This window comes from Streptomyces sp. NPDC002787 (assembly GCF_053592095.1).
Map to the genome: position 1 here is coordinate 74,594 of NZ_JBSFVC010000027.1, position 12,738 is coordinate 87,331.

General features: G+C 71.7%; 11 protein-coding genes and 1 riboswitch. Of the genes, 4 read left to right on the plus strand and 7 right to left on the minus strand.

What is annotated here, in order from left to right; translation table 11 throughout:
* Positions 1–17 precede the first annotated feature (17 nt).
* From ACWD26_RS32590 to ACWD26_RS32600, 3 genes are read right to left on the minus strand one after another with little or no spacing between them, the layout of a single operon-like run.
* On the minus strand, positions 18–1,307 hold the full coding sequence (locus ACWD26_RS32590) for a bifunctional 3,4-dihydroxy-2-butanone-4-phosphate synthase/GTP cyclohydrolase II (protein ID WP_451275554.1): 1,290 nt from the start codon (positions 1,305–1,307) through the stop codon (positions 18–20).
* A complete protein-coding gene (locus tag ACWD26_RS32595) occupies positions 1,304–1,936 on the minus strand; it encodes a nicotinamide mononucleotide transporter family protein (protein WP_451275555.1) in 633 nt (210 codons plus the stop codon). Before ACWD26_RS32595 ends, ACWD26_RS32590 begins: the two co-directional genes overlap by 4 nt.
* Positions 1,933–2,553 carry a riboflavin synthase gene (locus ACWD26_RS32600; RefSeq protein WP_451275556.1) on the minus strand — a complete coding sequence of 207 codons (621 nt, stop codon included), beginning with the start codon at positions 2,551–2,553 and terminating at the stop codon, positions 1,933–1,935. The genes ACWD26_RS32595 and ACWD26_RS32600 overlap by 4 nt, the downstream gene beginning before the upstream one ends.
* A gap of 156 nt (positions 2,554–2,709) precedes the next feature.
* A riboswitch (FMN riboswitch) is annotated at positions 2,710–2,840 on the minus strand.
* Positions 2,841–3,268: 428 nt separating this feature from the next.
* Here ACWD26_RS32600 and ACWD26_RS32605 point away from each other — a divergent pair.
* Complete coding sequence (locus ACWD26_RS32605) at positions 3,269–4,024, plus strand: SDR family oxidoreductase (RefSeq protein ID WP_451275616.1); 756 nt, start codon at positions 3,269–3,271, stop codon at positions 4,022–4,024.
* A 1-nt stretch (position 4,025) separates the two neighbouring features.
* Here the strand turns inward: ACWD26_RS32605 and ACWD26_RS32610 are convergent, their stop codons facing one another.
* Positions 4,026–5,273: an ROK family transcriptional regulator gene (locus ACWD26_RS32610; protein ID WP_451275557.1), complete on the minus strand. Its 1,248-nt coding sequence runs from the start codon at positions 5,271–5,273 to the stop codon at positions 4,026–4,028.
* A gap of 180 nt (positions 5,274–5,453) precedes the next feature.
* Here ACWD26_RS32610 and ACWD26_RS32615 point away from each other — a divergent pair, with 180 nt between their 5' ends.
* Positions 5,454–6,665 carry an MFS transporter gene (locus ACWD26_RS32615; RefSeq protein ID WP_451275558.1) on the plus strand — a complete coding sequence of 404 codons (1,212 nt, stop codon included), beginning with the start codon at positions 5,454–5,456 and terminating at the stop codon, positions 6,663–6,665.
* Positions 6,666–6,747: 82 nt separating this feature from the next.
* On the opposite strand, the gene ACWD26_RS32620 is transcribed toward ACWD26_RS32615, so the two are convergent.
* Complete coding sequence (locus tag ACWD26_RS32620; RefSeq protein ID WP_451275617.1) at positions 6,748–7,899, minus strand: glycoside hydrolase family 6 protein; 1,152 nt, start codon at positions 7,897–7,899, stop codon at positions 6,748–6,750.
* A gap of 208 nt (positions 7,900–8,107) precedes the next feature.
* On the opposite strand from ACWD26_RS32620, the gene ACWD26_RS32625 reads away from it, so the two are divergent.
* Positions 8,108–8,791: a DUF5995 family protein gene (locus ACWD26_RS32625; RefSeq protein WP_451275559.1), complete on the plus strand. Its 684-nt coding sequence runs from the start codon at positions 8,108–8,110 to the stop codon at positions 8,789–8,791.
* 163 nt (positions 8,792–8,954) lie between these two features.
* Positions 8,955–9,881 (plus strand): LLM class F420-dependent oxidoreductase, encoded by a 927-nt coding sequence (locus ACWD26_RS32630; RefSeq protein WP_451275560.1) that lies wholly within the window; start codon positions 8,955–8,957, stop codon positions 9,879–9,881.
* Between the two features lie 79 nt (positions 9,882–9,960).
* Here ACWD26_RS32630 and ACWD26_RS32635 read toward each other — a convergent pair whose 3' ends face one another.
* Both ACWD26_RS32635 and ACWD26_RS32640 read right to left on the minus strand, forming a co-directional pair.
* A complete protein-coding gene (locus ACWD26_RS32635; RefSeq protein ID WP_451275561.1) occupies positions 9,961–11,673 on the minus strand; it encodes a flavin monoamine oxidase family protein in 1,713 nt (570 codons plus the stop codon).
* Between the two features lie 47 nt (positions 11,674–11,720).
* Entirely contained in the window at positions 11,721–12,509 is a 789-nt protein-coding gene (locus ACWD26_RS32640; protein ID WP_451275562.1) for a carbon-nitrogen hydrolase family protein, read from the minus strand.
* Positions 12,510–12,738: the final 229 nt, after the last annotated feature.

The window sequence follows — 12,738 nt, forward strand, 5'->3', positions numbered from 1 at the left end:
TTTTCGTGTCGTCGTTGTCACTGGTTGCCGCAGGTGGACGCGGTGGTCGCGTCCAGCCAGGGCAGGTCGTGGCCCATCCGGTCCCGCTTGGTGCGCAGGTAGCGGAGGTTGTGCTCGCCCGCGCGGACGGGCATCGGCTCCCGGTCGACGACCGTGAGGCCGTGGCGGACGAGGGCGTCGGTCTTCTCCGGGTTGTTCGTCATCAGCCGTACGCCGCGGACCCCGAGGTCCTTCAGGATCTGCGCGCCGGCGGCGTAGTCCCGGGCGTCGGCGGGCAGACCCAGCTCCAGGTTGGCGTCGAGGGTGTCACGGCCGAGTTCCTGGAGTTCGTACGCGCGCAGCTTGGACAGCAGTCCGATGCCGCGTCCCTCGTGGCCGCGCAGGTAGACGACCACGCCCCGGCCCTCGGCGGCGATGCGTTCGAGGGAGGTCTGCAGCTGGGGGCCGCAGTCGCAGCGCAGGGAGTGGAAGATGTCGCCGGTCAGGCATTCGGAGTGGACGCGGACGAGGACGTCCTCGCCGTCGCCGATCTCGCCGTGGACGAGGGCGACGTGCTCGACGCCGTCGACGGTGGAGCGGTAGCCGTACGCCGTGAAGTCGCCGAAGGCGGTGGGGAGTTGGGTCTTTGCCTCGCGCTTGACGGTGGGCTCGGAGCTGCGGCGGTAGGCGATCAGGTCCTCGATGGAGATGATCGTCAGGCCGTGCTTGCGGGCGAACGGGATCAGTTCGGGCAGGCGCAGCATGCGGCCGTCCTCGCCGGCGATCTCGACGATGGCGCCGGCCGGGCGCAGGCCCGCGAGCCGGGCGAGGTCGACGGCGGCCTCGGTGTGGCCGTCACGCACGAGCACCCCGCCGGACCGGGCGCGCAGCGGGAAGATGTGGCCGGGGCGGACGAAGTCGCCCGGCTCGGCGGTGCCGCTCGCCAGGAGCTGGAGGGTGGTGGCGCGGTCGGAGGCGGAGATGCCGGTGGTGACGCCGTGCTGCGGGGCGGCGTCGACGGTGACGGTGAAGGCGGTGCGCATGGACTCGGTGTTCTGCTGCACCATCTGCGGCAGTTCGAGCCGGTCCAGCTCGTCACCCTCCATGGGGGCGCAGATCATGCCCCGGCACTCGCTCATCATGAAGGCGACGATCTCGGGGGTGGCCTTCTCGGCGGCGACGACGAGGTCGCCCTCGTTCTCGCGGTCCTCGTCGTCGACGACCACGACCGGGCGGCCCGCCGCGATGTCGGCGATGGCCTGCTCGATCGGGTCGAGCCCGAAGTTCTCGATGCCGTCGGTGCTGTACAGGATCGGCGCCGTGCTCATGCGGGGGCTCCTTCCAGGGCGGGCTTGCGGGAGCGCAGCCACCAGTCGCGCATGCCCCACAGGACGAGCGCGCCGTAGATGATGTAGACGAAACCGGAGAAGGCGTATCCGTTGGCGAAGTTGAGCGGTACGCCGACCAGGTCGACGAGCAGCCAGGCGAACCAGAACTCGACCATGCCGCGCGCCTGGGCGTACATGGCGACGATGGTGCCGGTGAAGATGTACGCGTCCGGCCAGGGGTCCCAGGACAGGGACGGGACCGCGGTGAAGAGGCCGCCGACGGCGAGGGTGCCGAGGACGGCGCCTGCGATCAGGTAACCGCGCTCGCGCCAGGTGGCGAAGCGCGGGGCGATGGCGCCGTCCGCCGTCTGCCCCTTCGTACGGTTCCACTGCCACCAGCCGTACGCGGCGACGGCCATGACGATGACCTGTTTGCCGGCGCTGCCGGTGAGGTGACCGGCGAAGGCGCCGAAGAGGATGAGGCCGGAGAGGAACTGCACGGGCCAGTTCCACAGGGAGCGGATGGCGCCGAGGGCGAGGGCGATCAGACCGAGGATGTTGCCGATCATGTCCGACCAGAGGATCTGCTGGCCGAAGGCGGTGAAGGCGACGGAGTTCAGCGAGTTCACTGTCCCGCTCCCCGCGTGCTCGCCGCGCCCTGGGGGCCCAGCAGCCGCTCGACGTACTTGGCGATGACGTCGACCTCGAGGTTGACCGGGTCGCCGGGCTGCTTGCGGCCGAGCGTGGTCAGGTCGAGAGTGGTCGGGATGAGGCTGACGGTGAAGTAGTCGGGGCCCGCGTCGACGACGGTGAGGCTGATGCCGTCGACGGTGATGGAGCCCTTCTCGACGACGTACCGGGTGAGGTCGGCGGGGAGCGAGATCTTGACGATCTCCCAGTTGTCGGACGGCTTGCGTTCGATGACCTGGCCGGTGCCGTCGACATGGCCCTGCACGATGTGCCCGCCGAGGCGTTCGCCGACGGCCATGGGGCGTTCGAGGTTGACGCGGGAACCGACGCTCAGGGCGCCGAGACTGGAGCGGTCGAGGGTCTCCGCCATGACGTCGGCGGTGAACCAGTCGTCCTCGTGCTCCACGACGGTGAGACAGACGCCGTTGACGGCGATGGAGTCGCCGTGCTTCGCGCCCTGTGTGACGACGGGGCCGCGCAGTCGGAAGCGGGAGGAGTCGCCGAGGTTCTCGACGGCGGTGACCTCACCCAGTTCTTCGACGATTCCGGTGAACACTTCCCGGGTCCTCCTGCCTCGTAGGGCACGGACTCCGGGGCTGTCGAAGACGACAGACATGAGCGGACAGCGGCACAGGGAGCGACGCCGTTTGAAGACCCACCCCTGCTCGGGGTAGGTCAAGAACAGACGGCGGCGCGCACGAATGCCCGCCCGCCGCGCACTGCCTCCCATCCGGACTTTAACCGTCGGTCCAGGAATTTCACCTGGTCAACCGGCCGCTGGAAGCGACCGGGTCGCGGACTGTAACCGCCGGTTCGGACTTTCACCGACCCCGGAGTGCGCTGCTTCTGGTACAGGGCCAGTGTGCCACGCCGGGTCCTCGCCCATGCGGGTGAGGGCTGTGGGGTGGCTCACAGGCCGTGTCACTGGACTTCCCCGGCGGCAACGACGGGTTTCGGCTATCACTGACCATGGGTCAACTTCCGTGACACAGGCTCTACTCGACGCGGTCCACACCCATTGACCAGTTTGGTCTAGTCCTTTTAAAGTCTGGCGGCGCGGTACTCGCCTCGAACGGCCCGGCGGCGGTGACGACGGCCCTTGCCCCGTCGCCGGGTCCCACCGCCGACGAGTTCGAGTCACCAACCTCCGGGTCAACCGCTCGCCCTGGCTGCTCGTCCGGGCTGTGGTGACGGACGTGCGGGTCGTGGTGATCCCGGAGAAGCTGGAGTTCGCGGGACGGCAGCCGGCCCGGACAGAGGGGATGGACAGCATGACCACGATCCTGGTGACCGGGGGCACCGGTGTCCTCGGCCGGCTCGTCACCGAGCGGCTGCGGGCGGACGGGCACGAGGTGCGGGTGCTCAGCCGGCACGCGCAGCCGTACGCCGTCGATCTCGTCGCGGGTGGGAGCGGGCTGGACGCGGCCGTGGCGGGGGTGGACACGATCGTGCACTGCGCGTCGTCGCCGCGCGGGGGCGACGAGAAGGCGGCGGCCAACCTGATCGCGGCGGCGCGGCGGTCCGGGGTACCCCATCTGGTGTACATCTCGATCGTCGGCGTCGACCGGGTTCCGTTCGGCTACTACCGGTCCAAGCTGGCCGTCGAGCGGCTGGTCGAGGAGTCGGGGCTGGGCTGGACGATCCTGCGCGCGACCCAGTTCCACGACCTCCTCGTGATGCTCTTCCAGGTCCTTGCCAAGCCGCCGGTCATGCTGTTGCCCGCCGGGGTGAGCGACCAGCCGGTCGCCGCCGCCGAGGTCGCGGGCCGTCTGGTCGACCTGGCCGCCGGTGCCCCCGCCGGACGCGTCGCCGACATGGGCGGCCCCGAGGTCCTGCCCCTCCCCGACTTGGCCCGCGCCTACCTGGCAGCCACCGGCCGCCGACGCCGCCTGCTGAACGTGCCCCTGTTCGGCAAGGCGTACCGGGGCTTCCTGGCCGGGGGGCACCTCACGCCGGAGCGGGCGGTGGGTAAGGGCACCTTCGGGGAGTATCTGGCGGAGCGGTTCGGGGGTACGGCGGTGCGGTGAGTCAGCGAGGCGTCGGCCCGAACAGCTCGTCCTGAGCCGCCTCCCGGGCCATCAGCAGCGCGCCCCGCAGCACGGCGGCTCCGCCAAGGGTGCTCGGCCGGACCTCGGTCGGCAGGGGTGACATGGCCGTCAGCCGTGCCTCCACCCGAGCGGCGAGTACGTCCCCACCGGCCTGCCCGACCTCGCCGCCGAGCACCACACAGCCGGGATCGAGAACAGCGACGACGGAGGCGGCGCCCAGGGCCAGACGGTCGGCCAGGACGTCGAGGAAGCGGTCGTTCGAATCGGCTGAACCCGTCATGCTCAGCGGAAGGCCCGGTCCGGGCGCCGCGCCGGCTGCACCGTCCACCGAAAGCCCCGCCACAGCCGCCCGGACCAACGCGGCCGCGTACGGCTCGTGCCCCTCCCTGGTCGTCACCACGCCGTGCTCGGCGGCCAGGGACGCCACCGCCACCGCGCCGCCCAAGGAGTGGAATCCGCCCTCGCAGTCGGTGGCCGAGGGGATCGCGGTGGTGCCCGGGACCGGGAGGAAACCGATCTCGCCCGTGCCGCCGGAGGCGCCCCGGCGGAGGTGGCCGTCGAGGACGACGGCGGCGCCGGTGCCGAGGCCGAGCCAGAGGAGGACGAAGGTGTCACGGTCGCGGGCGGCGCCGTCGCGCTGTTCCGCCAGGGCGGCCAGGTTGGTCTCGTTCTCGACGAGGACCCGGGCGGGGAGGCGTTCCCCGAGAGCCGCGGCCAGGCGGCGGTGCCACTCGGGGAGGCCGATGGAGTCGCGGAGTTCGCCGGTGGCCGGGTCGATCAGGCCGGGCGCGCCGATCGCCACCGTGTGCAAGCGGTCGGCGCCCGCCCCCTTCGCGGCGCGTTCCACCAGCGTGACCGCCTGCTCCACCGCCGGCCCCGTGCCGGTGCCGTCCGCGATCGGGACGGAGGACCGCGCCAGCTCCGTACCGAGCAGGTCGGCTACGACCACCGTGACGCCCTCGGTGCGCACATCGAGGGCAGCGAGATGTGCCCGGTCCGCGACGATGCCGTAGAGACGGGCGTTGGGCCCGCGCCGATGCTCCCCCGACTCCCCCACGACCTCGATCAGACCGGCGTCGGAGAGCCGCTCCACGAGGTCGGCGACCGTGGGCCTGGACAGACCGGTGAGCTGCTTCAACTGCCCTGCCGTCAGCGGCCCTTCCCGCTGCAGCAGCCGCAGGGCGAGCCGGTCGTTGATGGCCCGGGCGGTGCTGGGTGATGCGGGCATGCCGGGATCCTCCCAGATCGCTGGCGCCGTACGGCCGGTGGCCTCGGACGAGGCACTCTATCTATCAGGCAGGGTTCCTGATAGTTTACGGCGGCGCGAACGAAGGTCGCCGCCCGTCCTCCGGGAAGGCGGAAGTCCGAGGGAAACGCGGGCACACCGAAGAACCAGGGAGGGCGGAGAATGAGCGCGGTGATCCACGGACAACGCGAGGTGAGGCGGTCACGGTACGCCGTGGCGGCCGTGTTCGCGGCGCATGGCGCCGTCACCGGCTCCTTCGCGACCCGCGTGCCGTGGATCCAGGACCACGCGGGGGTCAGCACGGGCCAACTGGGGCTCGCGCTCGCCTTCCCGGCGCTCGGCGCGTCCGTGGCGATGCCGGTCGCGGGCCGGATCAGCCACCGCTTCGGCGCCCGTACGGCGATGCGCGGCCTGATCGCGCTGTGGACGCTCGCGCTGATCCTCCCGGCCCTCGCGCCCAACCTGTGGACGCTGTGCCTGGCGCTGTTCGTGTACGGCGCGACGGCGGGCATGGCGGACGTGGCGATGAACGCGCTCGGCGTGGAGGTCGAGAACCGCCTCGGGAAGTCGATCATGTCGGGGCTGCACGGCATGTGGAGCGCGGGCGCCCTGGTCGGTTCGGCGGCGGGCACGCTCGCCGCCCACCTGGGTTCGGACGCCCGGCTGCACCACGCGCTGGCGGCCGCCGTGCTCACCGTCCTCGGCCTCGTCGCCTGCCAGTGGGTGCTGGACCTGAGGCCCACCGAGGACGAGGAGCCGCCGCCCCGCTTCGCGCTGCCGCCGAAGTCGGCGCTGCTGATCGGCGCGGTCGGGTTCTGCGCGGTGTTCGCGGAGGGGGCGGCCCTGGACTGGTCGGCGGTCTATCTGCGGGACCAGTTGGCGACCTCGGCCGGGCTCGCGGCGGCGTGCACCACCGGTTTCATGCTGACCATGGCGGTGGCCCGGATCGCGGGCGACGCGGTGGTCAACCGGTTCGGCGCGGTCCGTACCGTACGGGCGAGCGGGGTCCTCGCCGCGCTCGGCGGGCTGCTGATCGTCGTCGCGAGCCGGCCGGTGGTCGCGATGGCCGGCTTCGCGCTGATGGGCCTCGGCATCGCGGTCGTCGTACCGCTCTGCTTCGCCGCCGCCGGCCGCAGCGGGCCGAACCCCAGCCAGGCCATCGCGGGCGTCGCGACCATCACGTACACCTCGGGGCTGGTCGCGCCGAGCGCGATCGGCGGTCTGGCGCAGCTGACCAGCCTCGTCGTGTCGTTCGGCCTGGTGACCGTACTGGCCTGCGGGCTGGTCGCCTTCGCGGGCGTGCTGCGCACCGCCGAGCGGGACCGTCCGCGGGTCAGCCGACCGGACGCGGCGGTTCCCGGACCGAGGCCCTGAGGCGGCCCGGTCCACGCGGTCGGCCGCTGGGCACCCGGGCCGCTCAGCCCCGCGGCGTTGGGCCGCGTGGCACCCGGCTCGCTCAGCCCCGCGCCAGCTCGTACGCGTACTCCGGCGAGAACGCCCCCGCTCTCCCCCGGCACCCGTCGGACTCGCCCGGCAGCTTCACCCACAGGTAGGCGTCGACGCGGGACTCGCCGGTGGTGAGGGTCGGCGGCCGGCCGAGGCCGCGGCCGGCGGGGTCGCACCACTGGCCGCCGGCCGGGGCGCCGTTGCCGTTGCGGCTGGTGTCGATGACGGCGCCGAGGCTCGCGGGGCCGCCGAGGGCGTCGAGGACCCGGCGGGTGTAGGCGACCTCGGCCTCCGTGGGGTTGAAGTTCGACACGTTGCTGAAGACGCCGTCGGAGGCGTCGGGCGAGGCGGCGCCCGCCTGGCGGAGAAGTGCGGCCTGTTTGTCCGGCGCGTTCCATTCCGCGTGCCCGGCGTCGTAGTAGACGCGGGCGTCAGGGTTGGCGGCCTTCATGACGCGCCCGGCGCGGGCGAGCGAGGCGAAGCGGTCGGCGCGGGTACCGGCGGAGAGGCAGTCGGACTGGGCGATCGCGTCCGGTTCCAGGATCACGATGACGTCGTCCGAGCCGAGCCCGGCGGCGAACGCGTCGATCCACGCGTCGTACGCGTCCAGGGTCGGCGCCCCGCCCTGCGAGGCCCCGCCGCAGTCGCGGTCCGGGATCGCGTAGGCCACGAGGACGGGCACCTGCCCGTGCGCGGCGCCCCCGGCGGCGACCGCCGCGACCTGGGAGGTGGCGGTGGCCGGGGTCGGGTCGGTGAACCAGACGGCGGCCGGCCGGTCGGCGATGCCGGCCTCGATGACGGCGCTGCGCGGGTCGCCCGGGTTGTCGCGGACCCAGTCGAGGACCTGGGAGTCGGGGTGGCGGTAGAGCTCGCCGGCGTCGGTGACGGGTTCCGTCCGCTGTTCGGTCTTCTCCGCCGAGGGCCGCACACCGGCCTTCCTGGAGGGGTAGGACGGCTTCGCGGACGACGGTTGCGGCGAGGTGCGCGACAGGGAGGGCGGAACCGGGGGCGGCTCGGCCGGATCGGACGGGAGGACCGGTGCGCGGCTCACCAGCGGTCGGGCCTCGTCGGCGCTTCTGTCGGCGCCTCTGTCGCCGTTCAGCGCGGCCACCATCCCGGTGACGGTTCCGACGACGGCCACGACCGATGCCGCGGCGACCATGGCGCCTCGCCTCGCCGCCCGCCTGCGTTCGGCTCGGCGTGCGGCCAGACGCTGGGCGCGTAAGCCTGACACGTGGTGCTCCCCCCTGCTCCCCGGACTGCGCTTCGTCGGCTTCCGGTACTTCCCGCCGCGCCCGCGTTACCCCGTTCCGGGGACGCACCGGGCACGGCGGCACCGCTGTCAGCCTAGGCCTGGGACCCTGCCCGTTATGGCGCAGTTGGAACATTTCACCAATTCCGTGGACTCGGTAGACACCGTCATCTGCCGCATGCGCGCCCTCGACAGCGTCCTGCCCGAGCGGGACGGGATCGCGGTCTTCAACCGCGTCTACCTCACGGTCACGGAGGCCATCGACCGGCGGCTGGACGCCGGCCGCTTCCCGGACGCGCGGGCCGCGATCACCTTGGACGTGCTCTTCGCCGAGCGGTATCTGAGCGTCGCCGAGGGCGGTCGCGTGCCCGCGTGCTGGCGGCCGTTGCTGCAGTTCCGGCACCATCCCGGCGTACGGCCACTGCAGTTCGCCCTCTCCGGCATCAATGCGCACATCGGGCACGATCTCGCGCTCGCCGTCGTGGACACCTGTCGTACGCTCGGCTGCGAACCCGTCGATCTGGAGGACGAGTTCGAGCATGTGGGCGATGTCCTCGTGTCACTGGAGGAGCGCATCCGCGAGGAGTTGATGCCGGGCCCCGATCTCCTCCAGATCGCCGATCCCCTCACCCACCTGCTCGGCGCGTGGAGCCTGGAGCGCGCCCGCGAAGCCACCTGGTCGGCGGCCCGCGCACTGTGGGCGCTGCGCGAACTCCCCGATCTCGCCGAGGAGTTCGGCCACCGCCTGGACGCGGCGGTGGGCCTGGCGGGCCGCATGCTGCTGACACCGCTGCCGGACTGATCCCGCCTGCCCCCGACGCCACCGACGGACGGGAGCGCACCGACCCGACGGAAGACAGCGCACCGACCCGCCGAGCCGAAGCGAACACACCCGCGCCGGACGCACTCCCATGTGAACGTAATACGTTCGACCTGAGAAGATCCCTCGCAGAGGAGCACACGGCATGGCGTTACGGCTCGGGCTCGCCCTTCCCCAGATGCGGCAGTACGACATCGGAAAGGACGTGCCCGACGTGGCGCGTACGGCCGAGGGCATCGGCTATGACAGTCTGTGGGTCTTCGAACGGGCCCTGTTCCCCGAGCCACCGTCGCAGGGCCTGTACGGCCTGGAGGGCCTGCCCTGGCCGGACCACTACCGGCATGTGGCCGAGCCCCTGGTCACCCTCACACTCGCCGCCGCGGCCACCGAGCGGGCCCGGCTGGGCACGAGCCTGATCGCCCCGCTGCACGTTCCCTTCCAACTCGCCAAGTCCCTCGCCTCGTTGGACGCGGCGAGCGGCGGCCGGGTGGTCGCGGGCCTCGGTACGGGCTGGTCCCTCGACGAGTACGCCGCCGCGGCCGTCCGGCCCTTCGAGGAGCGCGGCCAGGTGCTGGAGGAGCTGATCGGCGTGTGCCGGGCCGTCTGGGGCCCGGACCCGGTGTCGTACGACGGGAGGCTCACGAAGATCGCCTCCGCGATGGTCGGCCCCAAGCCCCGCCGGCCCATCCCCATCCTGCTCTCCGGGAGCACCGCGAGAGCCCGCCGCAGACTCGTCGACCACGCCGACGGCTGGCTGCCGGTCGGCCTGGGCGTCGACGAACTGGCCGCCCAGTGGCGCCAGTTGCGGAACCTGGCCGCCGAGCGCCGCCGCATCAGGCCGCTCCGCTCGGTGCTCCGGATCAATGTGCAGTACCAGACCAAGGCCTACGAGGGCACCGACCGCCACCCCTTCCAGGGCAACGCCGACCAGCTCGCCGAGGACCTCGCCGCCCACGCCGCGATCGGCCTCGACGAGATCTTCCTCGACCTCCAGTACGGCCTGCGGGACGCTGAGGAGCTGAAGGACGTGGCCGCGGAGGTGTACGAGTCGGCACGGGCCGCCGGGGTCTAGCCCCGCCCGAATGCTCCCCAGCCCCGCGGCAGTCCCGCCGAATGCTCCCCAGCCCCGCGGTAGCCCCGCCGAACTGCCCCTAGTTCTCCGGCAGTTCCACCGGAGCGATCTCGTCGTAGACGTCCCCCGGCCCGGGGTTGGTCGCGTCCGTCGCCCCGCCGAGGTGGTGCATGACGCCCCAGACCGCGTTGAGCGCGGTCTGGATCGCGCCCTCGGCCCAGCCGGCCGTCCAGGAGATGTCGTCGCCGGCGAGGAAGATGCCCCGCTTGTCCTCGGGCAGCCGGTCCTGCATGAAGTGGGTGAACAGGCGCCGCTGGTAGCGGTAGTGGCCGGGCAGGTTGGCCTTGAACGCGCCCATGAAGTAGGGCTCGTTCTCCCAGGAGACGGTCACCGGGTTGCCGATGATGTGGCTCCGGATGTCGACCTTCGGGTAGATCTCGCCGAGCGACTTCAGCATGACCTCCATCCGCTCGCTCGCGGACAGCGGCAGCCACTTCAGGCTGTCGTCGCACCAGGTGTAGGAGAGGCAGATGACGGCGGGCTTGTCGGGACCGTCGTCGAGCAGATAGGTCCCGCGCGTCATACGGTCGGTGAGCGTCATCGACATGACGTCCCGGCCGGTCGGATTTCCCCTGTCGTCGACGGCCTTGTCGAGCCAGAAGGGCCGGTCGACGGGCACGAAGAGCTTCGAACTCTCCATGTAGTGGGTCCGCTCGATGGCGGTCCAGTGGTCGATCGGGAAGAGGGAGTCGTCGCAGGCGATCTTCGACAGCAGCATCCAGGACTGTGCGGTGAAGATCGCCGCCTGGTAGGTACGGATGTCACCGTTCGCGTCCGTCACGGTGATCCGGTTGCCTGCGGTGCGGTGCAGCCGGGTCACGGCCGGGCGCGGCTCGCCATCGGTGTGCAGGGACTTCAGGGACGTCCCGTACGGCCAGTGCACGATCTTCTCCGGCTCGCGCTCCCAGAGCCTCAGCGGCAGCTGCTGCGAGCCGCCCACGATGCCGCGGTGGTGGTCGTCGGCCTCGGTGTAGACGACCCGCAGGATCTCGAGAATCGAGTTGGGGAAATCGGTGTCCCAGCCGCCCGTGCCGAAGCCGACCTGGCCGAAGATCTCGCGGTGCCGGAAGGACTTGAAGGCCTCCGAGTCGCAGAGGAAGCCGTAGAAGGTCTGGTTGTCGAGCCGCTCGACGAGCTTCGCCCAGATCTCCCGGATGCGCGGCACATCGCGCTCGCGCAGCGCCCGGTTCATGTCGGAGAAGTCGGCGCCGTCTTCGAGGCAGGCGTTCCAGGCGGCGGCGACGTCCCGGTACACCTGCGGCAGATCGTCGATCGTCTCGGCGTAGTGGGACTCGCCCTTGAGGTCGACGACGGTGGAAGGCGTAGCCTCCGCGAGGGGGTTGGGGAAGGGCCGGGTCTCCAGCCCCACCAGGTCGATGTAGTGCTGGAGTGCCGTGGAGGACGGCGGGAAGCGCATGGCCCCCATCTCGGCGGTGAGCGACGGATCGCACCCCTCGAACCCCACGGTCCGCAGCCGCCCGCCGATCCGGTCGGCCTCGTACACGACCGGCTTGAGACCCATCTTCATCAGCTCGTACGCCGCCACGATCCCGGACAACCCGCCGCCGATGACCGCGACCTCGGTGCCGTGCTCGGTGGCGGGTATCTGGCCCAGCCCCGCCGGGTGGTCCAGGAAGTCGTCGTACGCGTACGGGAAGTCCGGGCCGAACATGGTGATCGGAGGCTGCTGCTCGTCTGCGTGCTCGACGGCGTTGGGCACGGTGGACGTCATGGGGTACGGACTCCTTGCGGAAAAGGTGTACGGGGTGGGGGCGGGTCTCAGACGAGGGACCCGTAGAGACCGGGGCGACGGTCCTGGAGGTACGGGTTCGTCTCGCGCGAGGCCGCGAGGAAGGCGGGGTCGACATCGGCGAGGACCAGCTCGTCGCCGCGTCCGGCGCGGGTGCGCGCGACCCCGTCGGGCCCGGCCAGCGTGGACAGCCCGACGAACTCGAACTCCCCTTCCCGGCCGACCCGGTTGACGTAAGCGACGTACATCTGGTTCTCGAAGGCCCGCACCGGGATCATCGACTCGGCGACGAACTGGAACGGGTGCATCTGGGCCGTGGGCACGACGAGCAGGTCGGTGCCGGCGAGGGCGTGGGCGCGGACGTTCTCCGGGAACTCCACGTCGTAGCAGATCATGATCCCGACCCGGAGCCCGTCCAGTTCGGCCTGTACGACGGCCTGTTCGCCCGGGGTGAAGTGATCGCGCTCGAAGCAGCCGAAGAGGTGGGTCTTGCGGTAGTTCGCCAGCCGGACGCCGTCGGCGGAGACGAGCTGCGCCGAGTTGAAGACCGCCTCACCGGCCCGCTCCGGGTAGCCGTACGCGATCGCGACCCCGTGCCGTTCCGCGATCTCGGCGACCGCGTCGGCCGAGTCACCGTCGGCCGCCTCGGCGAGCCGCGCGATGTCGTCTCCGATGGCGTACCCCGTCAGATACATCTCCGGCGCCACCACCAGCCGCGCCCCGGCCACCGCGGCCCGCCCCGCGGCCTCGTCGAGCACCTTCAGGTTCCCGACGACCGAGCCGGGACGACCGGAGCTCTGGAGCAGGGCGGTACGCATGCGTGTTCCTCACCGGGACGAAGGGGGATTGGGGGGCCAGATAGACGGTACGGTCGCCGCGCCGGACCGGACAAGCGGCAGCCATTGCGCGCCGTTGAGGGATTCGTTGCGTGCGGGATGGCGTGGACGACGATTCGTTGCGTACCTCCTGAGAAGGGCTCGCTGCAGGGGCGCGGGGAACCGCGCGACCAGCCACGACGAACCCGCGGCCGCCCGACGCCCCCCACGC

Coding starts and splice junctions, on each gene's coding strand:
- ACWD26_RS32590 (WP_451275554.1), bottom strand. CDS start 1,307: ATGAGCACGGCGCCGATCCTGTACAGCACCGACGGCATCGAGAACTTC.
- ACWD26_RS32615 (WP_451275558.1), top strand. CDS start 5,454: ATGAGCGCGGTGATCCACGGACAACGCGAGGTGAGGCGGTCACGGTAC.
- ACWD26_RS32630 (WP_451275560.1), top strand. CDS start 8,955: ATGGCGTTACGGCTCGGGCTCGCCCTTCCCCAGATGCGGCAGTACGAC.
- ACWD26_RS32605 (WP_451275616.1), top strand. CDS start 3,269: ATGACCACGATCCTGGTGACCGGGGGCACCGGTGTCCTCGGCCGGCTC.
- ACWD26_RS32635 (WP_451275561.1), bottom strand. CDS start 11,673: ATGACGTCCACCGTGCCCAACGCCGTCGAGCACGCAGACGAGCAGCAG.
- ACWD26_RS32620 (WP_451275617.1), bottom strand. CDS start 7,899: ATGGTCGCCGCGGCATCGGTCGTGGCCGTCGTCGGAACCGTCACCGGG.
- ACWD26_RS32640 (WP_451275562.1), bottom strand. CDS start 12,509: ATGCGTACCGCCCTGCTCCAGAGCTCCGGTCGTCCCGGCTCGGTCGTC.
- ACWD26_RS32610 (WP_451275557.1), bottom strand. CDS start 5,273: ATGCCCGCATCACCCAGCACCGCCCGGGCCATCAACGACCGGCTCGCC.
- ACWD26_RS32625 (WP_451275559.1), top strand. CDS start 8,108: ATGGCGCAGTTGGAACATTTCACCAATTCCGTGGACTCGGTAGACACC.